23 protein-coding genes are annotated in these 24,988 nt (G+C 73.2%); 12 read left to right on the top strand and 11 right to left on the bottom strand.

Going from position 1 to position 24,988, the window contains the following annotated elements; translation table 11 throughout:
• Positions 1–62: 62 nt before the first annotated feature.
• From ACIBTV_RS25895 to ACIBTV_RS25880, 4 genes are all read right to left on the bottom strand, one after another.
• On the bottom strand, positions 63–845 hold the full coding sequence (locus ACIBTV_RS25895) for a LytR/AlgR family response regulator transcription factor (protein ID WP_396708954.1): 783 nt from the start codon (positions 843–845) through the stop codon (positions 63–65).
• A gap of 173 nt (positions 846–1,018) precedes the next feature.
• Entirely contained in the window at positions 1,019–2,245 is a 1,227-nt protein-coding gene (locus ACIBTV_RS25890; protein WP_396708952.1) for a sensor histidine kinase, read from the bottom strand.
• A 41-nt stretch (positions 2,246–2,286) separates the two neighbouring features.
• Positions 2,287–3,858, bottom strand: coding sequence for a sugar transferase (locus ACIBTV_RS25885; RefSeq protein ID WP_396709019.1), 1,572 nt, complete (start codon positions 3,856–3,858; stop codon positions 2,287–2,289).
• A 265-nt stretch (positions 3,859–4,123) separates the two neighbouring features.
• Complete coding sequence (locus ACIBTV_RS25880) at positions 4,124–4,984, bottom strand: Fpg/Nei family DNA glycosylase (protein ID WP_396708950.1); 861 nt, start codon at positions 4,982–4,984, stop codon at positions 4,124–4,126.
• Positions 4,985–5,008: 24 nt separating this feature from the next.
• Here ACIBTV_RS25880 and ACIBTV_RS25875 point away from each other — a divergent pair, with 24 nt between their 5' ends.
• Positions 5,009–6,265 carry a glycosyltransferase gene (locus ACIBTV_RS25875; protein ID WP_396708948.1) on the top strand — a complete coding sequence of 419 codons (1,257 nt, stop codon included), beginning with the start codon at positions 5,009–5,011 and terminating at the stop codon, positions 6,263–6,265.
• A 7-nt stretch (positions 6,266–6,272) separates the two neighbouring features.
• Here ACIBTV_RS25875 and ACIBTV_RS25870 read toward each other — a convergent pair whose 3' ends face one another.
• From ACIBTV_RS25870 to ACIBTV_RS25860, 3 genes are read right to left on the bottom strand one after another with little or no spacing between them, the layout of a single operon-like run.
• Positions 6,273–6,989, bottom strand: a complete 717-nt coding sequence (locus ACIBTV_RS25870) for a CDP-alcohol phosphatidyltransferase family protein (protein ID WP_396708946.1) — start codon at positions 6,987–6,989, stop codon at positions 6,273–6,275.
• Positions 6,973–8,040 carry an iron-containing alcohol dehydrogenase family protein gene (locus ACIBTV_RS25865; protein WP_396708944.1) on the bottom strand — a complete coding sequence of 356 codons (1,068 nt, stop codon included), beginning with the start codon at positions 8,038–8,040 and terminating at the stop codon, positions 6,973–6,975. Before ACIBTV_RS25865 ends, ACIBTV_RS25870 begins: the two co-directional genes overlap by 17 nt.
• A complete protein-coding gene (locus tag ACIBTV_RS25860; RefSeq protein WP_396709017.1) occupies positions 8,028–8,759 on the bottom strand; it encodes a sugar phosphate nucleotidyltransferase in 732 nt (243 codons plus the stop codon). Before ACIBTV_RS25860 ends, ACIBTV_RS25865 begins: the two co-directional genes overlap by 13 nt.
• A gap of 229 nt (positions 8,760–8,988) precedes the next feature.
• Between ACIBTV_RS25860 and ACIBTV_RS25855 the strand changes: the two genes are divergently transcribed.
• The 4 genes from ACIBTV_RS25855 (at position 8,989) to corA (ending at position 12,979) form a co-directional block, all read left to right on the top strand.
• Positions 8,989–9,381 carry a cyclic nucleotide-binding/CBS domain-containing protein gene (locus tag ACIBTV_RS25855; protein ID WP_396708942.1) on the top strand — a complete coding sequence of 131 codons (393 nt, stop codon included), beginning with the start codon at positions 8,989–8,991 and terminating at the stop codon, positions 9,379–9,381.
• Between the two features lie 271 nt (positions 9,382–9,652).
• On the top strand, positions 9,653–10,156 hold the full coding sequence (locus ACIBTV_RS25850) for an SDR family oxidoreductase (RefSeq protein ID WP_396708940.1): 504 nt from the start codon (positions 9,653–9,655) through the stop codon (positions 10,154–10,156).
• A 223-nt stretch (positions 10,157–10,379) separates the two neighbouring features.
• Entirely contained in the window at positions 10,380–11,474 is a 1,095-nt protein-coding gene (locus ACIBTV_RS25845) for a PLP-dependent aminotransferase family protein (protein WP_396708938.1), read from the top strand.
• Between the two features lie 356 nt (positions 11,475–11,830).
• Positions 11,831–12,979 carry a magnesium/cobalt transporter CorA gene (gene corA, locus ACIBTV_RS25840; RefSeq protein WP_396708936.1) on the top strand — a complete coding sequence of 383 codons (1,149 nt, stop codon included), beginning with the start codon at positions 11,831–11,833 and terminating at the stop codon, positions 12,977–12,979.
• Positions 12,980–13,078: 99 nt separating this feature from the next.
• Here the strand turns inward: corA and ACIBTV_RS25835 are convergent, their stop codons facing one another.
• Complete coding sequence (locus ACIBTV_RS25835; protein ID WP_396708934.1) at positions 13,079–13,864, bottom strand: hypothetical protein; 786 nt, start codon at positions 13,862–13,864, stop codon at positions 13,079–13,081.
• An 84-nt stretch (positions 13,865–13,948) separates the two neighbouring features.
• Between ACIBTV_RS25835 and ACIBTV_RS25830 the strand changes: the two genes are divergently transcribed.
• Both ACIBTV_RS25830 and ACIBTV_RS25825 read left to right on the top strand, forming a co-directional pair.
• Entirely contained in the window at positions 13,949–14,479 is a 531-nt protein-coding gene (locus ACIBTV_RS25830) for a peptidylprolyl isomerase (RefSeq protein ID WP_091594003.1), read from the top strand.
• A 55-nt stretch (positions 14,480–14,534) separates the two neighbouring features.
• Positions 14,535–15,455 carry a rhomboid family intramembrane serine protease gene (locus ACIBTV_RS25825; RefSeq protein ID WP_396708932.1) on the top strand — a complete coding sequence of 307 codons (921 nt, stop codon included), beginning with the start codon at positions 14,535–14,537 and terminating at the stop codon, positions 15,453–15,455.
• Between the two features lie 254 nt (positions 15,456–15,709).
• Here the strand turns inward: ACIBTV_RS25825 and ACIBTV_RS25820 are convergent, their stop codons facing one another.
• Positions 15,710–16,144, bottom strand: coding sequence for a PH domain-containing protein (locus ACIBTV_RS25820; protein ID WP_396708930.1), 435 nt, complete (start codon positions 16,142–16,144; stop codon positions 15,710–15,712).
• 104 nt (positions 16,145–16,248) lie between these two features.
• Here ACIBTV_RS25820 and ACIBTV_RS25815 point away from each other — a divergent pair, with 104 nt between their 5' ends.
• The 5 genes from ACIBTV_RS25815 (at position 16,249) to ACIBTV_RS25795 (ending at position 20,960) form a co-directional block, all read left to right on the top strand.
• Positions 16,249–17,421 (top strand): thiolase family protein, encoded by a 1,173-nt coding sequence (locus tag ACIBTV_RS25815; RefSeq protein WP_396708928.1) that lies wholly within the window; start codon positions 16,249–16,251, stop codon positions 17,419–17,421.
• A gap of 101 nt (positions 17,422–17,522) precedes the next feature.
• Complete coding sequence (locus tag ACIBTV_RS25810; protein WP_396708926.1) at positions 17,523–18,035, top strand: hypothetical protein; 513 nt, start codon at positions 17,523–17,525, stop codon at positions 18,033–18,035.
• A gap of 114 nt (positions 18,036–18,149) precedes the next feature.
• On the top strand, positions 18,150–18,842 hold the full coding sequence (locus ACIBTV_RS25805) for a response regulator transcription factor (protein ID WP_396708924.1): 693 nt from the start codon (positions 18,150–18,152) through the stop codon (positions 18,840–18,842).
• The gene (locus ACIBTV_RS25800; RefSeq protein WP_396708922.1) at positions 18,835–20,277 is read left to right on the top strand and encodes a sensor histidine kinase; all 1,443 of its coding nucleotides are present in this window, start codon (positions 18,835–18,837) and stop codon (positions 20,275–20,277) included. Before ACIBTV_RS25805 ends, ACIBTV_RS25800 begins: the two co-directional genes overlap by 8 nt.
• Before the next feature lie 89 nt (positions 20,278–20,366).
• A complete protein-coding gene (locus ACIBTV_RS25795) occupies positions 20,367–20,960 on the top strand; it encodes a hypothetical protein (protein WP_396708920.1) in 594 nt (197 codons plus the stop codon).
• Positions 20,961–21,029: 69 nt separating this feature from the next.
• Here the strand turns inward: ACIBTV_RS25795 and ACIBTV_RS25790 are convergent, their stop codons facing one another.
• Positions 21,030–22,628 carry a ricin-type beta-trefoil lectin domain protein gene (locus ACIBTV_RS25790; RefSeq protein ID WP_396708918.1) on the bottom strand — a complete coding sequence of 533 codons (1,599 nt, stop codon included), beginning with the start codon at positions 22,626–22,628 and terminating at the stop codon, positions 21,030–21,032.
• A 123-nt stretch (positions 22,629–22,751) separates the two neighbouring features.
• On the bottom strand, positions 22,752–24,974 hold the full coding sequence (locus ACIBTV_RS25785) for a hypothetical protein (protein WP_396708916.1): 2,223 nt from the start codon (positions 24,972–24,974) through the stop codon (positions 22,752–22,754).
• Positions 24,975–24,988: the final 14 nt, after the last annotated feature.

Below are 24,988 nucleotides of genomic sequence, written 5' to 3'. Positions count from 1 at the left end.
AGCGGGACGTGCGACCACTCGTCGTACGGTTGACAGCCGACCCAGCCCGACCGCGTGCCGGCTCAGCGGCTCCAGTCCTGCTTCGCCGCGCGGACCAGCTTGTCCTTCAGCTCCCGGGTGTGCCGCCGGCTCACCGGCAGCTCGGTGCCGTCGATCACCACCACGTAGCCGGAGTTGACCAGCCGCAGCTCCGCGATGAGCTTCAACTGCACCAGGTAGGACCGGTGGACGCGGACGAACCCGGCGTCCGCCCAGCGTTCGGCCAGCGTCGCCAGCGACACCCGGACCAGGTGCGAGCCGTCCGCCGTGTGCAGCCGGGCGTAGTCGCCCTGCGCCTCCACCCACCGCACCGCCGAGCGGGGCAGCATCCGGGTGGTGCCGGCCAGCTCGATCGGGATCGTCGGGTCCTCCTCGGCGCGGGCCAGCGCCGCCGGGTGCGACGGCACCACCCGGGAGCCGATCACCCGGCGCAGCGACTCGGCCAGCCGCTCCGCGCGTACCGGCTTGCGGACGTAGTCGGTGGCCCCCAGGTCGAACGCGTCGACCGCGCCGTCGTCGTAAGCGGTCACGAACACGATCGCCGGCGGGCGCGCGAACCGGCGCAGCACCCGCGCCAGCTCCATCCCGTCCAGGCCCGGCATCCGGATGTCGAGGAACACCACGTCCACGTCGCCGTCGCGGAGCAGCCGCAGCGCCTCGGTCGCGTCACCGGCCGTGTGCAGCCGCGCCACCCGGGGATCGGCCCGCAGGTGGTAGGCCAACTCGTCGAGCGCGGGCGGCTCGTCGTCGACCGCCAGCACCCGCAGGAACCCCGAGGCGCTCACCGGGCCGAGCCGCTCGTGCATGGCGCCACCCTTGTTCGCGGCTGCGGGGCTCGCAAACCCGGCTCACTCCTCGCGCTCACGGCGTCACCTTTGTTCGCGGCTGCGGGGCTCGCAAACCCGGCTCACTCCTCGCGCTCACGGCGTCACCTTTGTTCGCGGCTGCGGGGCTCGCAAGCCCGGCTCACTCCTCGCGCTCACGAGCCCGCCCGGACGCCTGGGTGGAACTTCGGCACCCGCATGCTCACCCTCGTGCCCGAGCCGAGGCCCGTCTCGACGACCAGGCCGAACCGGTCCCCGAAGACCGACCGGAGCCGCTCGTCGACGTTGGAGAGCCCGACGTGCTGGCCGGAGTCGTCCCCCGGATCGCCCGTGCTGCGGGCCAGCTCGGCGATGCCGGCGGTCAGCGTGGCCGGATCCATCCCCACCCCGTCGTCCTCCACCGTGATGTGGCACTCGGCGCCCGCGTCACGGGCCTCGATGCTCACCATGCCCGTGCCGGGCTTGCGGGACAACCCGTGCCGGACGGCGTTCTCCACGAGCGGTTGCAGGCACAGGAACGGCAGGGTCACCGGCAGCACCTCGGGGGCGATCTGCAGGCGCACCTGGAGGCGGTCGCCGAACCGGGCCCGCTCGATGGTGAGGTAGCGGTCGATCGAGCGCAGCTCCTCGGCCAGCGTGGTGAACTCGCCGTGCGCCCGGAACGAGTAGCGGGTGAACTCGGCGAACTCCAGGATCAGCTCGCGGGCCCGCTCCGGGTCGGTGCGGACGAACGAGCCGATCGCGGTCAGCGCGTTGTAGATGAAGTGCGGGCTGATCTGGGCCCGCAGCGCCCGAATCTCGGCGCGGGCCAGCCGCTCGCGGGACGAGTCCAGCTCGGCCAGGGCGAGTTGGTTGCCCGCCCAGTGCGCGGTCTCCAGGGTCGCCTGCACCAGGCCCGGAGCCGGTGGACCGTCGGCGACCGCGACCAGCGCACCGACCACCCGCCCGTCCGCGCCGGTGAGCGGGGCGACCACCGCGCCCCGGACCGGGCAGTCGACCCGGTCGCAGTGCAGCTCCGCGTCGCCGAGCACGGTCGAGCGTTCGGTGGCCACCGCGCGGCGGGCCGCCGCGAGAAGTTGGTCTCCGTGGTGCGTCCCGCGCCCGTCCAAGGCGAGCAACTCGGCCCGGTCGGTGAGCGCCAGGCCCACCGCGCCCACCAGGGCCCGCAGATGGCGTACGGCCTTCGCCGCCCCCGCCGGCGTGAGGCCCGCCCGCAGCGGGTCGGCGGCGAGCCCCGCGGTGTGCAGCACCTCGTAGGTGGCCCGCTGGGTGGCGGTGGCGATGCCCCGCCGAGCGCGCAGCCGGACCACCGCGTACAGGGCCGCCGCGAGCGCGCTGACGAGCGACAGGACGGCGAAGACGGCCGAGAGGTTGCCACCCACGCCCAGATCCTGGCGGTTGGGGGGCGGCTACGCCAGCCCCGTCAGTACGCGCCCTTCCGGGCGACGACCACGCCCACCGTGCGCCACAGGATGCTGAGGTCGTACGCGAGCGACCAGTTGTCGACGTAGTAGAGGTCGAGCCGGACCGCCTCGTCCCAGGAGAGGTCGGAGCGACCGGAGACCTGCCAGAGGCCGGTCATGCCGGGCCGGACGAGCAGCCGCCGCCGGACGTCGCCGAGGAAGTCGCCGTCGTCGGCGGGCAGCGGGCGCGGCCCGACCAGGGACATCTCGCCCCAGAGCACGTTGATCAGCTGTGGCAGCTCGTCCAGCGAGGAGGCGCGCAGGAAGCGACCCACCGGGAAGACCCTAGGGTCCTGCTTCATCTTGAAGAGCATGCCGTCGGTCTCGTTCTGGTCGACCAGGCTGGCCAACCGCTCCTCGGCGTCGACGTACATGGTCCGGAACTTCCACACCCGGAAGGTGCGCCCCTCGTGGCCCACGCGCGGCTGCCGGAAGAAGACCGGACCACGGTCGTTGATCTTGATGGCGATCGCGATGGCCACGAAGACCGGGATCAGCAGCAGCAGCCCGAGGCCCGCGGCCACCCGGTCCATCAGGTTCTTCACCAGCAGCGCCGGGCCCGACAGGGTGGGCTCCTCGACGTGCAGCAGCGGCAGGCCCTCGATCGGCCGGATGTGCACCCGGGGGCCGGCGATGTCGGTGAGCTGCGGCGCGACCACCAGGTCGACCCCGGAGCCCTCCAGCTGCCAGGCGAGGCGGCGCAGCTCACCGGGCTCGGCGCTGGCCGAGCCGCAGACCGCGATGGTGTCGCCGCCGACCTCGCGGACCAGGGCGAGGACGTCGCGGCCCCCGTAGACCGGCACCGGGGTCTCCACGCCCCGGGCGGCGGCGTAGCCGTCGGTGACGTGGATGGCCACCGGGACCAGGCCGGCGGCCGGGTTGCGGGTGACCGCCCGGTGCACCTCGAGGCACTCCGGCAGGGTGCCCACCAGCACCATCCGGTGGCCGCCCTGACCGATGTTGCGCCGCACGACGTGCAGGACAAAGCGGGCGAGGATGCGGCCGAGCAGGATCAGGAGCAGGGCGCCGAGCAGCGCCGTGCCGACCGTGTAACGGGACAGGTCGGTCTTGGTGGCGAAGGCGAGGAAGGAGACGGTCGCGGCCACCGCGACACCGGCGCGGATCACCCGCTTGAACTCGTCCGGGCCCAGCCCGAGGTAGCGGCGGTCGTACGCCCGGTTGCCCCAGAGGATGACCAGCCAGCCCAGCGGCAGCAGCACGAACGCCACCGTGAAGAACCAGGACGGGTCCTGCTGGGCGTTGTAGAAGCCCGCGCGGGCCTGGTCGAAGGTGTGGATCGCGGTGAAGCTGGCGAAGGCCGCCGCCGCGGCGTCGAGGAACACGAGGATGGCGGTGTAGGGACGGTGCCAGCGGGAGACACGACGGCGGGCCCGGGCCCAGGCCGACCGGGGTACGCCGTTGTGGGACGGCGGTGCCGGCGGCTGGATCTCGAAGCTGTCGACGTGCCGCACGAGTTTGCTCCGGCCTTCGTTGGTTACCGGGCGCTGGAGGCTTGTCGTCACCTCACCCATGTCCTCCCGCATGACACGTGCCGCTCACTCGCCGTGAGGGCTCGAGTCGCCCACCGTCCCAGTCTCCCACGCGGGCCCCGGCCGGGCGCCGACCCGGAGGAGTTTGCGCCGTTGGTGCCGGCGGGGGATCTGGCCGGCTCCAGGTCATCTCAGAAGCCGGGGACCGGGCCACTATACCGATGGATGGCGGGGTCGGAATAACTGCCGAGCGGGACCTTCGTCGTTCTCCGGGCGAATCCGCTCGGTAACCGGCGGGTGGTCTCACTCACCGTACGAGCCGGGACAACCGTCGGTCAGCGAGCGGCTTGCCGCCGGTCTGGCAGGTGGCGCAGTATTGCAGACTCGAATCGGCGAACGAGACCTCGCGGACGGTGTCCCCGCAGACCGGACAGGGCAGGCCGGTGCGGGCGTGCACCTTCAGCCCGGAGCGCTTCTCGCCCTTCAGCTCCGCCGCCCGCTGGCCGAGTGACCGCTCCACCGCGTCGCCGAGCACCTGGCGGGTCGCCGCGTGCAGGGCGGCCAGTTGGACGTCCGTCAGCCGGTCGGTGAGCGCGAACGGGGAGAGCTTCGCCGCGTGCAGGATCTCGTCGGAGTACGCGTTGCCCACCCCGGCGAGCACCGCCTGGTCGGTCAGCACCCCCTTGACCTGGCCCCGCCGGCTGCGGAGCCGCTCGGCGAAGGTCGGCAGGTCGGCGGCGAGCGCGTCCGGGCCCAGCTTGGCGACCCCCGGGACGGTCCCCGGGTCCGTCACCAGGTAGGCGGCCAGCTTCTTCTGGGTGCCGGCCTCGGTCAGGTCGAAGCCGGAGCCGTCGTCGAGGCGTACCCGCAGGGCGATCGGGCCCTTGCCGGGGCGCAGCGGGGTGGTGGAGGGGAAGGCCTCCCGGTAGTGCAGCCAGCCCGCCCGGGCCAGGTGGACCACCAGGTGCAGGTCGCCGTCGAAGACCACGTCGAGGAACTTGCCGTGCCGGCGGGCGTCGACCACCGTCCGCCCGGTCGCCGCGGTCGGCGCCGGGTCGTACGTCTTCAGGGCGCTGATCGCGGCGACCTCGAGCCGGTCGACACGCCGCCCCACCGCGCGCTGCCGCAGGTAACCCGCGAGCGCCTCAACCTCCGGTAGTTCGGGCACCAGCCAACGGTAGCCTTCTTTCCCGTGAGAATCGTGGTGGCGCACAACCGGTACCGGCAGGCGCAGCCGTCCGGCGAGAACACCATCGTCGACGCGGAGATCGACCAGCTCACCGCGGCCGGCGTGGAGGTGCTGCCGTTCATCCGCAGCTCCGACGAGATCCCGTCGATGTCGAAGGCGGCGAAGGCGCTGCTGCCGATCTCGCCGATCTGGGCTCCGGCCGCGCAGCACGACCTGAGCCGGCTGATCACCGAGCACCGGCCGGACGTGCTGCACCTGCACAATCCGTACCCGTTGCTGTCGCCCTGGGTGGTTCGCACCGCCCACCGGCACGGTGTTCCCGTCGTGCAGACCGTCCACAACTACCGCCAGGTCTGCTCCTCCGGGCTCTACTTCCGGGACGGGATGATCTGCCAGGACTGCCGGGGCCGGGCGTTCGGCGTCCCGGCGGTCGTGCACCGCTGCTACCGCGGCTCCCGGGCGCAGAGCGCGCTGATGGCGACCACCCTGGCCGTGCACCGACCCACCTGGCGGTCGGTGGACCGGTTCGTGGCGCTGACCTCGGCGGTCGCCGCGCACCTGCGCGACTACGGCGTCCCGGCCGACCGGATCGTGGTCAAGCCGAACGGGATCCCCGACCCGGGGCGCCCGGCGCCGCTGGGGGACGGGTTCCTCTTCCTGGGCCGGCTCTCCCCCGAGAAGGGGCTGGACCTGCTGCTGGAGGCGTGGCGCCGGCACCCGGACGGCGCGTTGGGCCCGCTGCGTATCGCGGGCGACGGCGAGTCGCGCCCGCTGGCCGAGGCGGCCGCCGCCGAGCGTACGGACGTGACGTTCCTCGGCCCGCTGGACCGGGCCGGTGTCCGGGCCGCGCTGGAGTCGACCGCCGTCGTGCTGGCCACCTCCACCTGGCACGACGTGCTGCCCACCGTGATCATCGAGGCGCTGGCCAGTGGCCGGCCGGTGCTCGGCACCGCGCTGGGTGGCATCCCGTACCTGGTCGGCGCGGACACGCCGCGCGTTCCCGCCGGCACGGGCGCCGCCGAGACGCACTCCGTCCCCGTACCGCCGACCGGGACGACCGCCGTGCCGGCGGGCGTGGTGGCGGGCGAGGCCGGGTGGGTGGTGCCGCCGGAGGCGGACGCGCTCTCCGCCGCCCTGCCGCTGGCCCGTGCCGGCGCTCCGGCGTTCGCCCAGGCCGCGCGGCTGCGCTACGAGCGCACCTTCCACCCGGACGTGGTCACGAAGCAGCTCGTCGACATTTACGCGGGGGTCCGCCGATAGATCCTGGTCAGCGCAGGCTGGCCCGGGCGCTGAAGGCGATGCTGGCCAGCAGGAAACCGCCGTTGACGATCGTGAACGCGACCATCACCCAGAGCGCCAGCGCGGGCGCGAGGAGCAGCACCAGCGCGGCCACGAAGATCACCGCGCCGTAGTCGCGGACCAGCTTCACCAGGCGTACGGGCAGCGAGGTGGAGGTGACCATGCTGGCCGCGTTCGGGCCGGCCTGCATCACCGAGGTGACCAGGTTGACCATCCAGGTGCCGGCGAACGCGGCGACCAACCAGCTCGGGGTGGACGGGTGCTGCGCCACGGCGGTCGCCCCGAGGGCGGCGACCAGGGCGATCTGGGCGGCCACGTCGCAGAGCACGTCGACCCGCGCGCCCGCCGCGCTCCCCTGACCGGTCACCCGGGCGAGCTGCCCGTCCGCGCAGTCCAGCGCGTACGCCACCTGCCAGCCGACCAGCGCGAGCAGCCCGACGACCCAGGCCGGTACGTCGCCCCGCGCCACCGGCGCGGCGAGCGCGACGACGGTGACCGAGGTGGCCAGCCCGAGCACCAGGTTGGTGATGGTCAGCGCGGTCGGGCGCAGCCCCAGCCGGTGCGCGGCGACCGCGAAGGACGCCCCGATCCACTGGCTGATCGACTCGCTGAACAGGCCGCCGCCCCGGTTGGTGCGGTGGAAGTCGGCCGCGGTCGGCCGGACGGGCTCAGCCAAGGTGGTCACGGAGGGCGTCAACGTAGTCTCCAAGCCGGGTCCGGAGGTCGTCGGCGGACAGCTCGAGGTGTTCGAGGATGGTGTAGCGGTCCGGCCGGGTGTTGGGGGCGTACCGCACGGCCTCGACGAACTGGTCGTCGGTGAGCCGCAGGTCCGCGGGGGTGGTGGCGAGGCCGTGGCGGTGCAGGCAGCGGGCGAGCTGGCCGAAGCGCTCCGTCTCGCCACGCAGGAAGGTGCAGAAGAGGGCGCCGAGCCCGACCTGCTCGCCGTGTGAGGCGGTGCCGGGGAAGAGGTGGTCGATCGCGTGCGAGATCTCGTGGTCGCCGCCGCTGACCGGGCGGGTCGACCCGCACACCGAGCTGGCGATGCCGCCGAGGATCAGCGCCTCGGCGAGCGTGGTGAGGAAACCGTCGTCGGTGATCTTGCCGGGGTGGTTGATCAACGCCTCGGCCCCGGTCCGGGCCAGGGTCACCGCGAGCCCGTCGATCGGCTCGCCGCGGACCTCGTGGGCCAGCTCCCAGTCGGCGCAGGAGTTGAGGTTGCTGACCGCGTCCCCGATGCCGGCCTGGGTCTGCCGGTCCGGCCCGTTCTCCACGAAGTCCAGGTCGACGATCACGGCGATCGGGATGTGGACGCCGTAGGAGCCCTTGCCGCCCTCGTGGTCGAGCGAGGCGGTCGGCGACGCGATCCCGTCGTTGGCGAGGGAGGTCGCCACGGTCACCATCGGGATGCCGTACCGGGTGGCCGCGTACTTGGCGGTGTCGATGGTCTTGCCGCCGCCGATGCCGACCACGGCGTCGTAGGAGCGCGTGCGGAGCCGGTCGCCCAGCTCGTTCGCCGCGTCGATGGTGCCGCCGGCCACGGTGAAGACGTCGGCCGACCCCAGGCTGGGCATGCACAGCTCGACGATCTTCTCGCCCTGCCCCGGCCCGACCACCACGGCGACATCACCGCCGGCCGAGATGCGCTTGTCGACCAGCAGTGGGCCCAGGTCGGCCACCGCCCCTCGCCGGACCTCGATCAGCAGCGGGGTGTTGACCGTACGGGCTAGTAGCGGCACGCGATCTCCCGCGCCCGGGCCAGGTCGGCGTGGTTGTCGACCTCCACCCACGGAACGTCACCGATCGGGGCCGCCCGCACCTCGCCACCCCGGTCGGCGAACTCCTGGTAGCCGTCCTCGTAGTAGAGGTTCGGGTCGCGCCGCCAGGTCGTCTCCAGCGCGTCGGCGAGCGCGTCGGCCACCTGCGGCTCGATCAGCGTCGCGCCGATGTACTCCCCGTACGCCTCACCCGGGTCCATCAGCTTGGTGATGCGGGTGAGCTGCCCGGCCGCGTCGAAGGTGGTCTTCATCTCCTCCTCGGCCAGCGGCTTCAGCGTGTCGACGGCGAGCAGGATGCCCGGCCCCCGCTCGGCCAGCAGGGTCTTCTCCACGCTCACCGGGTGCACGGTGTCGCCGTTGACCAGCAGCACGCCCCGCGCGAAGTACTCGCGGGCCAGCCACAGCGAGTAGGCGTTGTTCCACTCCTCGGCCTTGTCGTTGTGCACGAGGGTGAGGGTCACGCCGTACCGCTTCTCCAGCGCGGCCTGGCGCTCGCGGACGGCGTCCGCCGCGTAGCCCACCACGATCACGATGTCGGTGAGCCCGACCTCGGCCAGGTTGCCGAGCGCGATGTCGAGGATGGTGATCTCGCCGTCGACCGGCACCAGCGCCTTGGGCAGAGTGTCGGTGTACGGCCGCAGCCGGCGTCCGGCCCCGGCCGCGAGCACCATCCCGATCATGCCGGTTTCCTCCATCGGTCGACTGCGTGTCACCGGGCGAGGATAGCGCCGCCTGCCGGCCCGCCAACGGTCAACCGGGGTTCACCCGGCGCTCACTCAGCGTATCTTCGGCGCCGCTCTCCGCCTCGGACGTCACCCGCGAACCCGACGGCCCTGGTTCTTGCCCCGGTAACATCGACGGCCCACCATGTCCCTACCGGATGCCACCGTCCCAAAGGGGTGATGTGTGATGCAGGTGCGGGAAGCGATGTCCAGCCAGGTCCTCGTCGTCGGTCCGGAGCACACCCTCCGGCAGGCGGCGACGATGATGTCCGAGCGCGGGATCGGCTCCGCGGTGGTGATCGATCCGGACTCCGAGGGCGTCGGCATCATGACCGAACGCGACGTGCTCAACGCCATCGGCGCGGGCCTCGACTGCGACGTCGAGCGCACCGGCGCCCACCTGACCTGGGACGTGGTCTACGCGGGTCCGGACTGGACCGTCGAGGAGGCGGCCGCGGCCATGGCCCGGGGCGGCTTCCGGCACCTGGTGGTGCTCGACGGCCGCGAGGTGGCCGGGGTGATCTCGGTACGCGACATCATGCGGGTCTGGGCCGACAACCGGATGGTCGGCACGAGCTGAGGCGGTCGCTGCGGCCCCGGCCCGGTGTCTCCGGCCGGGGTCAGCGGCGCTCTCACATCAGGCGGGCCGCTGCGTGCTGGGCCCGCGCACCCGCCCCCGTCCCCGAACGGCCTTGTCGGCACACCAGCAGGCCGGTGAGTCGTCGTGGTGACGGTCCTCTCAGCCCTGAACCCGCGCGTTGAGCCGCGTCTGTCCCGAACAGGAGGGCCGCGACCGCTGACGGTCCCGGCCCGAAACAACGTGCTCAAGCCGCTGGGGACAGCCCGCGGCCATGGAGCTGGCCCCCAGGAAGATCACGATCAACTCGGTGCTGCCCGGCAACATCGTCACCGAAGGTCTCGCCGAGCTGGGCCAGGCGTACCTGGACGAGATGGGCGCTTCGATCCCCGCCGGGCGACTCGGCAGTGTCGCGGACATCGGCAACGCCGCCTTGTTCTTCGCCAGCGACGAGGCCGCGTACATCACCGGACAGTCGCTCGTCGTGGATGGCGGACAGATCCGGCCGGCCGGTCCCTTCTGGTACCTCGGTGTTCTGGGCACGCACCCGAACTATGCCGGCCGTCGCTGGGGTCACGCCGTCATGGGGGCCGGATTGCGGCGCGCCGCGGCAGACGGCGTGCCGGCGGTGCTGGTGACCAGCAACCCCGGCAACGTCGAGATGTACGGCCGCGCGGGGTGGGAGATCGTGCGTGCCGTGACAGCGCCTGTGCCGAGCTGGATCATGCAACAGTCGGTGCACCGACTACGAGCGGCGGATCTCGGACAAGGCGCCTGATCGCGACGCGTCGGGGTGGCCGGGGTTGTCCGTCCGACGGGCGCGCGGAGCTCGGCCTGCACGTGGAGGCGCTTTCCCGGGCGCCGCAGCTCGACCCGCTCGCCCTTCCGGCCTGACTTCCCGACCGGCGGGCGGCCCCGGGTCACCCGACCCGGTGGCTCAGGATGCGGACATCGCCGTGCCGTCCGCGTGGTCCCGGCAGCCGCCCGTACGCTGAACAGCCATGACCGCCGAGCAGCTGATCTCCTTCGCCCGCGGGGCTCCGTCGCTGGACATCGTCGATGTCGAGGGGCTCAAGGCCGCCGCCGTCCGCGCCTTCGACGCCGATCCCGCTGGGGTCACGGCGTACGGCACCTCCGTCGGCTACCTCCCGCTCCGCAAGTGGATCGCGGAGAAGCACGGGGTGACACCGGAGCAGGTGCTGGTCACGAACGGTTCGCTCCAGGCCGACGCCTTCCTCTTCGACCACCTGGTCCGCCCCGGTGACGCGGTGGTGGTCGAGCGACCGACGTACGACCGGACGCTGCAGAACCTCCAGCGGATGGGCAGCGAGCTGCACGGCGTCACCATCCAGCCGGATGGCCTCGACACCGCCGAGCTGCGCAAGCTGCTGGAGTCCGGGGTCCGCCCCCGGCTCGCGCACATCATCCCGAACTACCAGAACCCGGCCGGTGTGACGCTCTCCCTGGAGAAGCGTCGCGAGCTGCTCGACCTGGCCGCCGAGTACGAGTTCACGATCTTCGAGGACGACCCGTACGCGGACATCCGGTTCCGGGGCGAGCCGCTGCCGTCGATGCTCTCGCTGGACACCCGGGACGTGGTCGTCCACGCCTCCAGCTTCACCAAGACGGTCTGCCCCGGCGTCCGGGTCGGTTACCTGGTCGGCCCGGCGAACCTGATCGCCGACATCGCCAAGAAGGCCACCAGCCTCTACATCTCGCCGGGCATGGTCGCGCAGGCGATCGTCCACCAGTTCTGCGTCTCGGGCCAGATCGACCGCTCGATCGACACGGTCCGGGCCGCGCTCGGCGAGCGGGCCCGGGTGCTCGCCGAGTCGCTGCGCCGGCACCTCCCGCAGGCGCGGTTCGTGGAGCCCGACGGCGGCTACTTCCTCTGGGTGGAGTTCCCGGCGGACGTGCTGGCCGACCGGGTCGCCCCGGCTGCCGCCGAGCGTGGCGTGGCCGTGGTCAAGGGGAGCGACTTCGTCGTCGACGGCGGGCGCAACGCGCTGCGGCTCGCCTTCTCCGCCGTCACCGTCGACCAGATCGACGAGGGCGTCCGGCGGCTGGCGGAGGCGGTGGCGGCCGCGCGCGGCTGATAATTCTGTCGGGTTTCCGACAAAACGACGATGCCGGCCGTCTCGGGACTCCCGCCCGGGCGGCCGGCGGCCCACAATGCTGCGAGCGTTACTCACATCGTGTAGCGGACGTCACGGCCCTGGCTCCGAGCCGCCACCGGGCACTGACCGGGGCCGGACCGCCGAGAACCGCGCGAAGAGTGGCGTGACCAGCATGATCCCCCGCCCCCACAGGGCGCCGGGCGGGCCGCGTCGTCCCCCTCGATCCCCCGATGCGACCCGGCCCGCCCGGCGCCACCCCCGACGAACGTCACGGGCAGTGACCGTTCGATGCGGCGTAACCTGCAAGCCGCAGCGGAGCGCGGGGAGGGGGAGCGATGACCGATCGGGCACAGCAGGGGCGGACGGCCCCGCAGCAGGGAGCACGGGTCCTGCCTCGGGCCTGGGCGGCCCCGGTCCGGGCGATGAGCCGGATCCTCAACGCCGACGGCTCCCATCCCACCCCGGAGCCGACCGGCGCCGGCGGACGCAGCGGCGTGATCGACTGCGCGCTCTACGTCGACGGCCGGCGGCAGCCCGGCGAGTGGACCTACGCCGAGGCGCTGGCGGCCGCCCGCCGGGAGGAGAACGGCTTCGTCTGGCTCGGGCTGCACCAGCCGGAGCTGGCGGAGATGACCGCCATCGCCGAGACGTACGGGCTGCACGAGCTCGCCGTCGAGGACGCGGTCAAGGCCGAGCAGCGCCCCAAGCTGGAGCAGTTCGGCGAGGTCAGCTTCCTGGTGCTGCGTACGGCCCGCTACTGCGAGCACGCCGAGCTGACCGAGAACTCCGAGGTGGTGGAGACCGGGCAGGTGATGCTCTTCATCGGCCCGCACTTCCTGATCAGCGTCCGGCACGGTGACGCCTGCCGACTCTCGCCCGTGCGGGCCGACCTGGAGAGCAAGCAGGACCTCCTGCTCCAGGGCCCGTGGGCCGTCGCGTACGCGGTCACCGACCGGGTGGTCGATCTCTACCTGGAGGTCGCCGACCAGATCGAGGACGACCTGGACCGGCTGGAGGCCCAGGTCTTCGACCGCAACGGCAGCGGCCGGATCCAGCGGATCTACCAGATGAAGCGCGAGCTGGTGGAGTTCAAGCGGGCCGTGGTGCCGCTGCAACGCCCGCTGCTCACGCTGACCTCCCAGGTCAACCGGGAGGTGCCGAAGGAGATCCGGCGCTACTTCCGGGACGTCCAGGACCACCTGAGCCGCACCGTCGAGCAGGTCAACTCGTACGACGACCTGCTGAACTCGATCCTCCAGGCGCGGCTCGCCCAGGTCACCGTCGATCAGAACAACGACATGCGCAAGATCGCCGCCTGGGCCGCCATCGCCGCGGTCTGGACCGCCATCGCCGGCATCTACGGCATGAACTTCGACAACATGCCCGAGCTCAAGATGACGTACGGCTATCCGGTCGTGCTCGCCCTGATGCTCGGCATCTCGCTCGGCCTCTACCGCTGGTTCCGCCGCAACGGTTGGCTCTGACCTGCCGGCCCGTCGGGGCGGGTCTCTCCCCGGAACGTGGAAGCGCCGGCGTAGCGGGGGTCCACCCCGCCTCGCCGGCGCTTTCCGCCGTCGCCGCGGTCAGCGGCGCCCGTTGGTGCGGGCGGTGTCCTTGCCCAGCGCCTTGGTGAGGTCGTCGGCCGGGCGGCCGGAGACCTCCTTGGCGCCCTCGGCGGCCGAGGGGACCTTGTCGGTCGGCTGGATCTTCGACTTGCTGGTGGGCGAGGTGGTGGACGCGCTGCCGCCGCCCGCCACCGCCGAACTGCCGGCGGCGACCGGGCCACCGCCCACTCCGGACGCGCTTGCGTCGGCCATCTTGGCCCCGCCCGGCGTCGAGCGGGTCTGCACCTCGATGGTGTCGATGTCGTCGCGCACCGGCTCCAGGCTGCGCGTGGGGTCGTACTCGGCCCACTCCTGCTGCTCGCGGCGGCGGCGCATGGCCATGGCGCCGGCCAGCCCGGCGACCGCGCCCGCAGCCAGCAGGCCGGTCATCATCGAGCCGCGTCGACGCGACTGCTTCTTCTTCCCGGTGATCCGCATGTTCCTCGACTTCGCCTTCCTGGTCATCGAACCCGCCTGCACGGCGCCGTCGCGGGCGGCCACGGCGAGCGGTGCGAGCGAGGTGAGCGTCGTCCCCCAGCCGGTCGCGGCGCGGTCACGCACCTTCACCGCCGTCGGTCCGACGTAGTCCCGGGCCGCCTGGACCCGCGGGCCGACGGTCGCACCGGCGCCCCTCGCGGCGTACGCGGCCGCCTGCATCAGATGGTTGATGCTCTGGTTCAGCTCGGCCCGGGCCAGCCGCCCCTGGGACTTTCGCCGTCCCCTTCCAAACACGGTCCCACCTCCTGGGAGTTGTTCCTTCGTCATCCTCCACCTTCGGATGCCTCCGCGATGCCAGATCGGGCACATGGGAGGATCCGCATGGAACTGACCAACGAGTGAGGAGTACCCGTGGCCGAGGCTGTCTACGCCACCTTGCACACCAACGCTGGCCCGATCCGTCTGGAGCTCTTCCCCAACCACGCGCCGAAGACCGTCCGCAACTTCGTCGAACTGGCCCAGGGGAAGCGCGAGTACACCGACCCGCGCACCGGTCAGCCGGGCAGCGGGCCGTACTACGACGGCACGATCTCGCACCGCGTGATCTCCGGCTTCATGATCCAGATGGGTGACCCGACCGGCACCGGTCGCGGTGGGCCGGGCTACAAGTTCGCCGACGAGTTCCACCCGGAGCTGCGCTTCGACCGGCCGTACCTGCTGGCGATGGCGAACGCCGGGCCGGGCACCAACGGCTCGCAGTTCTTCATCACCGTCGCCCCGACGCCGCACCTGAACAACCGGCACACCATCTTCGGTCAGGTCGCGGACGAGCAGTCGGCGAAGGTCGTCGACTCGATCGCCAACACCCCCACCGGCCCGAGCGACCGTCCCCTCCAGGACGTCGTCATCGAGCGGGTCGAGATCGAGGGCAGCGCTGACTGAGGCGACAGCGCGGTACCTTTGCTCGCATGACTGAGCGCTCCGGAGGGCGGGGCCGGTGAGCGAGTCGCCGCCGACCACCCCCGTCTGCTACCGGCACCCGGGCCGGGAGACGTATGTCCGCTGCACCCGCTGTGAGCGGCCGATCTGCCCGGACTGCATGCGGGCGGCCTCGGTCGGGCACCAGTGCCCGGAGTGCGTCAGCGAGGGACGCCGCAGCGTCCGGCCGGCGCGCACCGCCTTCGGAGGCGGTGCCGCCGGCCGGCACGGCTACGTGACGAAGACCCTGATCGCGCTGAACGTGCTGCTCATGGTCATCTCCATCGCCGCCGACCGGGGTGGGGACGCGGCGGTCGGCGGGTCCGGCTTCGGCGGCCTGCTGGGTGGCAGCACCCCGCTCACCCTGTGGGGCGGCGTGCTCGGCTACGCCTCTTACGTGCCGTTCGGCCCGGTGCACGGTATCGCGGCCGGCGAGTGGTACCGCCTGATCACCGCCATGTTCCTGCACTACGGCGTGCTGCATCTGCTGCTCAACATGTGGGCGCTGTGGGTGCTCGGCCGGGAGTTGGAGGCGGTGCTCGGCCGGCTCCGTTTCCTCGCCCTCTACCTGATCGCGGGCTTCGGCGGCAACGTGGCGGTCTACCTCATCTCGGCCCCCACCAAGCCGCCGACCGTCGGCGCGTCGACGGCCATCTTCGGGCTCTTCGCCGCGATCTTCGTGATCATGCGCCGGCTCGGCCGGGACACCTCGGCGATCCTGCCGGTACTGGTCATCAACCTGATCTTCACCTTCACCGTGCCGGGGATCTCCGTCGCCGGTCACCTGGGCGGGTTGGTGATCGGTGCGCTGACCGCCCTGGTGTTCGCGTACGCCCCCCGGTCCCGCCGCTCGCTGGTGCAGCTCGCCGGCGGTGCGATCATCGTGGTGGCCCTGATCGGCGTGGCGCTGATCCGGACCGCGCAGCTCATCGCCGGCTGAAGGGTCCGCCTGCCGTCTGCCGGCTCCGCTCGCGGGTTCACGCCTGCCGGGCTGCGGTCGACGGGTGGGCGCCAAGCGGCTGCGGGGGCATGAAGTCTCGCGAGTGCTATGACCGAGCGGCATAAATATGCCTCTCAGTCATAGCGCTCGCGGCACTCCTGGTCGCTCGCCCTCCGCGCCCGTGCCCTCCGCGCCCGTGCCGCCCGCGCCAGCGCCGCCCGTGCCCGCGCCGCCGGCCCCGGCGACGGGTGCGGTCAGGCGTCGGCGGCGCGGCGGGCGGTCCGCAGCGCCGCGGCCACCTCGGCGGGTGAGGCGCCCAGGTCGTACCGGCCGAACAGGTGCAGCGACTCGCCCGCGTCGACTTCGAGGGTTTCGGTGGTCAGCCCGAGCCGCGGTCGGCGGTCCACGGTGATCGCCTCGATCGCCGACCAGGGCAGGTGCCGCCGGCCGGCGAAACCGTGGACGACGGTGACGCCGCTGTCGTCCAGCGCGAGCCGGACCGGCGCGATCAGGTCGCGTAGCGCCCAGCCGACCAGCCCGGCCGCGGCCAGACCGGCGAGGGCGAGCCGGACCGCATCGCCGTCGGCGAAGAGCAGGCCCAAGGCCAGCAACAACGCTCCGGCGACGAGCTTCGCCACCGGCAGGCTGACCGGCACCCGCCACTGGCTCGAAGGGGAGGCCTCATCCACCCGACCAGCATGCCAGCGGAAGCGCCGACCGCACCGGGTCGGGGCCGACGGGCGGTCGCGGGACGACGTACTATCGGGGCAGCCCAAGTTACCGGGGAGTAAAGATGAGTGACGCGGTTATCGTCGGCGCCGTACGTACCCCGGTGGGTCGGCGCAAGGGCAGCCTGGCCGGCGTGCACCCGGTCGACCTGTCGGCCCACGTGCTGCGCGCGCTGGCCGAGCGCACCGGCATCGACCCCACCCAGGTCGACGACGTGTTCTGGGGCTGTGTGTCACAGGTGGGCGAGCAGTCGTGGAACATCGCCCGCAACGGCGTCCTCGCGGCCGGCTGGCCGGAGTCGGTGCCCGGCACCACGCTCGACCGGCAGTGCGGCTCCAGTCAGCAGGCCCTGCACTTCGCGGCCGCGACCGTCCTGTCCGGACAGGCCGACCTGGTGGTCGCCGGCGGGGTCGAGTCGATGACCCGGGTGCCGATGGGCTCCAGCGTCGCGGGCGGCACGCCGTTCAGCGACCAGATCCGCGACCGCTACCGGGGTGTGGAGGGCTTCGCCGAGGACTCGCCGCTCCCGTTCAACCAGGGCGTCGGCGCGGAGCTGATCGCCGAGCGGTGGCGCTTCTCCCGCACCCAGCTCGACGAGTTCGCGCTGGCCAGCCACGAGAAGGCCGCGGCGGCGCAGGATGCGGGCGCGTTCGACCCGGAGCTCGCGCCGGTCGTGCTGGCCGACGGCGGCAAGTTCGCGGCCGACGAGGGCATCCGTCGCGACACCTCCCTGGAGAAGCTGGGGGAGCTCGCCACCCCGTTCCGCGCCGACGGCGTGGTCACCGCCGGATCGGCGTCGCAGATCTCCGACGGGGCCGCCGCGCTCGCGGTGACCACCTCCGACTGGGCCAGCCGGCACGGGCTGCGTCCGCTCGCCCGCATCCACACCGCGGTGGTCGCCGCCGACGACCCGGTCACCATGCTCACCGCCCCCATCCCGGCCACCGCGAAGGCGCTGCGCCGCGCCGGGCTGGGCATCGAGGAGATCGGGGTGTACGAGGTGAACGAGGCGTTCGCCCCGGTGCCGCTCGCGTGGCTGGCCGAGACCGAGGCGGACCCGGACCGGCTCAACCCTCGGGGCGGCGCGATCGCCCTCGGGCACCCGCTCGGCGGCTCCGGAGCGCGGATCATGACCACGATGCTTCAGCACATGCGGGACAACGGCATCCGCTACGGGCTGCAGACGATGTGCGAGGGCGGCGGCATGGCCAACGCCACCATCGTCGAGCTGCTCTGAGCCGCCCGCCACGTCGCACATCCGGTGCGACCGTGGGCGTGGAAGTTGCAAAATCCCGGCGTGACCCACGTCACCCCTGTCCGGAGGTCGTTGGGCAGGGCATGGACGTCTTCTCCCGAACGTTCCTTCCGGCCGCCGCCGAGGCCGGTCTGGCGGTCCAGACCGTCAGCCGGCACATGCCCGTGTTCCGCCGCTGCGTCGGCTCGGGCGATGCCACCATCCTGGTCACCCGGTGCAGCCGTCCCGACCGTCCGGTCGGCGGCGAGTACCTGCTCCTGCTCACCCACCGCCGGCTCGTGGTCACCCAGCAGACGCGGGTGCTGCACCGGCTCCGGCTGCACCTCAACACGGAGCTGCGCGAGCTGAGCAACGTCACGTGGAGCCCCGACGCGCGGCTGCGCTCCGTCGAACTGGCGGCCACCGCCATCGACGGTGTCCGCGAGCGGTTCCTGATCCGGACCACCCACCCGAAGCAGGTGTGGCAGCTCGACGCGCTGCTCAACCACGCCTTCCGCACCCGCCTGCGCGCGGCCAAGGAGCGGATCGTCGCCACGATCGGCGAGCCGCCGGCCGGCGCCCGGCCCGCCACGTTCCGCCCGGCCGTCGTCCGCTGAGCCGGCGGCCCGGCGGCCGCCCCCGCAGGGCCGTCATCCGCTGAGCGCGGCCTTTACCGAACCCGAACATCACCGGACCGGCGCCCGGGCCGTCCCGTCGGCAATCATGGGCCGGTGACCGTCGAGCCACCGAACCGCGGGCTCGTTCTCGTGGTCGAGGACGAGCCGGCCATCGCCGACCTGGTCCGGCTCTACCTGAGCCGGGACGGCTTCGGCGTACACCTGGAACGGGACGGCGACGCGGGCCTGGCCGCCGCCCGACGGCTGCGCCCGGTGGCGTGCGTGCTGGACATCGCGCTGCCCGGCCTGCCCGGCACCGAGGTCTGCCGCCGGCTGCGCGAGGCCGGCGACTGGACACCGGTCATCTTCCTCACCGCCCGCGACGACGAGGTGGATCGGATCGTCGGCCTGGAGTTGGGTGCCGACGACTACGTGACCAAGCCGTTCAGCCCGCGTGAACTGGTGGCCCGGGTGCGGGCGGTGCTGCGGCGCACGGCCGGGCCACCGGACGAGCTGGGCCGGCCCCGGGTCCTCGGCGCGGTGACGCTCGACCCGGCCCGCCGCACGGTGACCGCCGCCGGTCATCCGGTCCAGCTCACCTCGACCGAGTTCGACCTGCTCGCCCACCTGATGGCCCGCCCCGGCCGGGTCTTCACCCGGGAGGAGCTGCTGGCCGGCGTCTGGGGCTACGCGGCCCACGCCGGCACCCGGACCGTCGACGTGCACGTGGCGCAGGTACGCGCGAAGCTCGGCGCCGCCAGCGTGATCCGGACCCACCGCGGCGTCGGGTACGCGGCCGATGCGTGAACCCACCGTCGCCCTGCCGGTGCTCGGCACGACGCCACCGGCCGTGCCCCGGCCCCGGCTCGGCCGGACGCTGACCGCCCGGGCGGTGCTGGTCACCTGCGCGGTGGCGCTGGTCTCCGTCCTGGTCACCGCGATCGTCGCGGTGCCCGTCGGGCTGCGCGGCGTGGAGCGGGGAGACCAGCAGGCGCTGGCCGCGCAGGCCCGCCTCGCCGCCGAGGTGCTGCGGACCCGGGTCGACCGGGGCGGCAGCGCGGACGAGGAGCGGCTGATCCGGCAGCTGCGGACCCAGGGCATCGACGCCTACCTGATCCGGGGCGGCGCGGTCGACCGGTCGGGTCTGCCGCCGCGGGTGGTGCAGCGGGTCGCCGAGGGACGCAACGTCTCCGCCCGGCGGCTGGTGGACGGGCGGCGGGCGCTCGTCGAGGGGCGTGCCCTGCCGGGCGGCAACGGGGTGGTGCTGGCCCGACCGCTGGCCGCCGGCGTCTGGCGACAGGTGCTGGTCAGCCTCTGGGTGCCGCTGCTCGCCGGGCTGGCCGCCGGTGTGGGCGCCGGGCTCCTGCTCGCCCGCCGGCTGGCCCGGCCGATCCGCACCGCCGCGACCGCGGCGGCCCGGCTGCGGGCCGGTGACCGGGCGGTCCGGGTGCCGGTCGAGCCGCCGGACGAGGTCGCCGACCTGGCCGAGGCGTTGAACGGGCTGGCCGCCGCGCTCTCCACGAGCGAGGGGCGGCAGCGGGAGTTCCTGCTCTCCGTGTCGCACGAGCTGCGCACCCCGTTGACGGCGATCCGGGGCTACGCCGAGGCGCTGGCCGATGGGGTGATCGCACCCGACGAGGCGGCCGGGACGGGGCGTACGGTGCTGGCGGAGGCCGAGCACCTGGACCGGCTGGTCAGCGACCTGCTGGCGTTGGCCCGGCTGGAGGCGGCGGACTTTCCGCTGGAGCCGGTGGCCGTCGACCTGACCGGCTTGGCCGCCGACGTCGAGCGCACCTGGACCGGGCGGTGTGCCGCGGTGGGTGTCGCGTTCCGCGTCGAGGCTCCGGCCGGCCCGGTGCCGGCGTACACCGATCCGGGCCGGATCCGGCAGGTGGTGGACGGGCTGTTGGAGAACGCGCTGCGGGTCGTACCGCCAGGGGCGCCGGTGGTGCTCGCGGTCCGGCCGGCGGGCCCGGACCCGACGGCCGGTGGGATCGTCGAGGTGCGGGACGGCGGCCCGGGCTTCACCGACGACGACCTGGCGGTGGCGTTCGAACGCGGCGCGCTGCACCAGCGGTACCGCGGGGTGCGCAAGGTGGGCAGCGGTCTCGGGCTCGCGCTCGCCGCCGGCCTGGTCCGTCGCCTCGGTGGCGAGATCGTGGCCGGGCACGCCCCGGAGGGCGGGGCGGCGTTCACCGTCCGACTGCCCCCGGATCCTTACCTGCCCCGAACATCGGCCTGATCTTCCGCTCGTGCCGGTGCGGGAGCCTGGGCACATCGACGGCCCCGGGTCCACGGGTGGCGGGGCTACCGCGCGACGGGAGGAGAGTCATGGCACGGTGGGGATTCGCTGCCGGTACGGCGCTACTGGCGGCGGTCACGCTCGGCGTGAGCGGCTGCGGCGTGACCGAGCGGGCGGGGCAGCCGACGCGGGAGACCGCGGTGGAGGTCGCCGCGGCGATGGGCGCCGAGGGCCAGGCGCTCACCGCGATGGGCTTCGACGCCGACGACCTGGACGTGGTGGAGGTCGCCGGTTCCCCCTCGGCCGCGCCCACGCCCACGGCCGGCGCGGACAAGCCGCGCCGCGAGCGCGCCGAGGAGCTGCGCAAGCGCCGTCAGGCCCGGGTGCTGCTGCGGCGGAACACCATGCACGGCGAGGCGGTGGTGCAGACCCGGGACGGCGGTACGAAGACGGTGGTCGTGCAGCGCGGCGAGGTGACCGCGATCGACGGCGACTCGGTGACGGTGAAGTCCACCGACGGGTTCAGCCTGACCTGGCGGCTCGGCGACGACCTGCGGGTGGTCGAGCGGCGTACGACGGTCCAGCCCAGCGAGGTGAAGGTGGGCACGACGCTGGGTGTGGCCGGCGCGAAGGACGGCGACGCGGCGACGGCGCGCCTGATCGTGATTCCTCGGCGGAAGTAGCGGGCTGACGCACGGCGGGAGTGCCCGTGCCCGTCCGGGTACGGCCACTCCCGCCGGGTGCGAGTGTGCTCAGTAGACCCGGGAGCCGATGAAGTCGTCGTGACCGTAGCCGACCGGGTTGGCGAAGGTGCGGGACTGGAAGGACCACTGCTGGCGGGTGCTGCTGGAGCAGGTGGCCAGCCGCAGCCGTGGGGTGCCCAGCAACGGGTTGTCGAAGGCCACGCAGAGGCTGCTGTTGCCGGCCGGCTTGAGCTGGTTGCCGGCGAAGACGAACTTCTGGTTGGCGCCGCCGTGGCAGTCGTAGATGTTCACGGCCGTCCCGGACGTCAGCGACCCGTTGGCCACGTCGAGGCACCGGTCGTGGGAGAGCTCCGAGTGCAGCGACTGGCGCGTGGCGTCGTACCAGAAGCCCTGGTTACGCCCACCGTGGCAGCCGTACGACTGCTGCGGTGTGCCGTTGCGTGAGTCGTATCCCTTGCCGTCGACGCAGCCGCCGGTGGCGGCGTTGCGGAGCTGCTTGAACTCGAACAGGCCCGAATAGAGCACGCCGGTGCCGGTGCTCGCCGGGTCGACGCAGGTGGCCCGCTGCTGACCCGAGTTCCAGAACTGGGTGATGCACTGGGCGAACATGCCGTGGCCCCGGTAGTTGGGGTGGAACGACTGCCGGGCCGCGTTCTCGTCCCAGATGCCGATCTCGATGTAGAGGCCGCGCACCGAGGTGCTGTCGGTGCACACCTCGTGGCCGTGGAAGAGGCGGCTGGCGTCCAGGTAGCGGGTGCCGGTGTTGGCGGCGGCCGTACGCAGCGCGGACTCGAACATCGGCACCGCCTTGTTCCGGGCGAACGCCATGTCGGCCAGGTAGAGCAGGCAGCCGCCGGAGTACCAGCCGGGGAAGTTCGGGTTGTCCTCGACGTCCGGGCTGCCGGGGCTGGGGTACGACATCAGCACCAGCTCGTAGTCCGTCCGCAGGTAGCCGGCACCGGTCATGGTGTTGCGGAGGTCGTTGATCGCGTCCTCGACCGCCTGCCGGCTGCCGTCGGTGCGGACGGTCCACTGGTCGGTGTAGGTCGGGTAGCAGGGGCCCTGGAAGAAGACCCGGCGGACGGCGCAGTCGGTGGCGACGGGGCCGAACTGGATCGTGCCGTCACCGTTGGCGCCGACCACCACCCAGATCAGCTTGACGTGTGTGTTGCGGGCCTTGATCGCCAGGTGGTCGCCCTGGTTCAGCTCGTTGTGCTGGGTGGGCCCGCCCGCGATCAGATTCCACGGGGTGGCCCCGGAGCAGGCGATGTTGTACTTCTCGTCGGCGGGGATGCCGGTGCGGAACACGGCCTGGTCGTACGAGCGGTCGCACCAGTTGCCCGGCTGGTGGGTGCCGGGCACGTAGTTGCCGACCCCCTCACCGGAGATCTCGCTGTCACCCATGGTGACCAGCGCGGTGCGGCGCTGCTCGATCGGGCGGATGCCCGGCGAGCCGTAGAGGGCGGTGGCCTCGGCGGCGCGGATCGCCTCGAGGTTGGCGGGCAGGGGCTGGACGGCCGGCCGGTCGGCCGCGGCGGCGGGTGCGGCCGTGGCGACCTGCAGCGGGAGGGCGAGAGCGGCAGCGACGGCGACGGCGATCACGCGTCGTCGGGTGGCCCGTTCGCGCCTGGCGGAGGAGACAGGCATCGACGCACTCCTTTCCGCTCAATCGTGGGACGCCGATTGAGTTACCAGAAGGTAACCTGCGGATCCAGGGATGTGAATGCGTCTCGTAATCCTTGCGCGGTGTGCCGAACCGTGCCCTTCGGACTATCCGGGCGGCAGCGCGTATCCGACGTAGTCGCGGTACTCGACCCGCCACCCCGCCGGCACCAGCTTCACACACGCCGGCCGGCTGCCGGTGCACACGATCGCGTCCACCGAGGACGGATCGGCCGGGGGCCGCTCGGGCAACACCGACTGGAGCGCCACCAGCTCCGGCGACCGGCCGTCGGCGCCGCGCAGCAGCAGCCACCACGGGTACTCCCAGTTGTCGTTCTGCTCGACCAGACCGATCCGGCGGGCGCCGCTGTCGCGGACGGCCTCGGCGGCCCAACGGAACTCGTCCGCCCACTGCGGGCGGCGCAGGAACCGGGTGTCCCACTCCGAGGTGGTGAAGACCGAGCCCGTGCCGACCAGCCGGCGCGGGAAGCCGTACGACAGGGCGAGCACCCCGGCGAGGGCGGAGCCGGCCAGCACGGTCACCGCCGCCAGCGTCGCAACCGAGCGCCGCCCCCGGGTGGCGGGACCGGTCCCCGCTGTCTCCGCCCCGGCCGGGCGCGTGACGTGCCGCCGGAAGATCGCGTCCAGCCACAGCCCGGCCAGGGGCACGGCCAGCACGAGCGCGTAGAGCAGCAGGCGGTTCCCCCACGGCTGCCACTTGATCATCACGGTGTGCAGCAGGACGGCGGCCACCACCACGACCGCGTACGCCCGCAGCGGCCCGGCGCGCCCCGCGCTGATCCGCTGCGGCCGGACCAGCGCGAAGAGCGCGCCGAGCAGGGCCAGCGATCCGGCCAGCGGGAATGCCACCCGGTCCTCGTCCGGATACCAGGCCGGCTCCGGGAAGAGCTCCCGACCGAAGGTGATCGCGCGGTCCTGCGGGTCGACGCCGAGCAGCCCGGCCCCGCCGATGATCGCGTCGGCGGCCGCCCGGCGCAGCGGCGCCAGCGGCGTGTCGAACGCGGTGTGCGCGATCCGCAGCGCGTTGACCAGGACCGAGGGCGGGTCGTGCCGCTCCATCGGGATCGACTCGCGCAGCCGGGGCGGACCGAGCGGGTGACCGAACTCGGCGTGGACGCGGGCCAGGAACGGGCCGACCACCACCGCCGCGAGCACCAGGATCAGCGCCGATGCGCCGACCGTACGCGCGACCCCGCCGACCGGCGATCCCGCCGACCGGGCGGCTCCGTCGGACGCGGCCCGGCCGGGGTCGACCGCGCTGCCGAGGCGGGTCAGCCGCAGTTGGGCGAGCCCCCACAGCACGAGGAGCGGACCGACCGCGATCAGGCCGCTGGTCTTGGTCACCGCGGTGAGCCCGGTGGCCACGCCGAGGCCGAGCAGGGTGCCCACCCCGGTCCGCCGACGCAGCCCGTCCAGCACCAGCGTGGCCACGCACCCGGCCCAGGCCGCCGCCACCAGGTCGGTCTGGGTGCTGGTCGCCTGGAGCGCCACCATCGGCGTGGTGGCCAGCACGAACGCGGTGAGCAGTTGGGCCCGCCGGCCGCCGCCGAGTTGCGCGGCGATCCGCGCGGCCAGGAGCAGGCAGCCCACCCCGGCCGCCCACTGCACCAGGTTGTGCAGCCGGTCGCCGCCGCTGAGCAGGCGCAGGTGCAGCAGCAGGTATTCGGCGCCGGGCGGGATGGTGACCTGCCGGTGGATCGCGGTCGGCCAGAACTCCAGGGCGCCCTGGGCGACCCAGTGCTCCACCTTGGGCAGGTGATAGGTCTGTGAGTCGAAGTTGTTCGGCTCGGCCAGCAGGGCGATCAGCAGCTCGACCAGGACCAGCCCGCCGACCGTGCCGGCGAGGAGCCGGTCGACGCGTCCCGCCGTACGCCAGCGGTCGGCGAGCCGGGCCGACCAGCCGGCGCGGGCCGATGTGCCTCCGGCGGCGTGGGTCGGCGCGGTGGTGGCCGGGCCCGCCGCGTCCACCGGCGCCGCGCCCCCGGTCGCCCCGATCAGAGCGGGGCGGGGCGGGGCGGCGACCGCGTCAGCGCGGCGGGCGGCGTCCCGGCGGCGGCGCCAGCCGGCCGCGGCCGCCGCGGCGACCAGGAAGAGCAGCCAGGCGCCGGCGAACGCGGGCCGGGTCAGCGCCCGCAGCGCGCCGAGCACCTCCACGGTGAGCACCGCGAAACTCCCGGTGACGAGCGCCGCCCGGACCACGGCGAGCCGCAGCGGCGCGACCACCGTGTCGCGGGCCGGCCGGGTCGCGACGATGAGCAGGAACATCGCGGCGACGGGCGCCACCACGAGTAGGGAGCCGGCTGCCGACATGGCGGGAAGTAAAC

This window comes from Micromonospora sp. NPDC049366, from assembly GCF_044466625.1.
Classification (GTDB): domain Bacteria; phylum Actinomycetota; class Actinomycetes; order Mycobacteriales; family Micromonosporaceae; genus Micromonospora.
The sequence above is the reverse complement of the archived record's forward strand: the minus strand, read 5'-3'. Positions and strand labels throughout refer to the sequence as shown.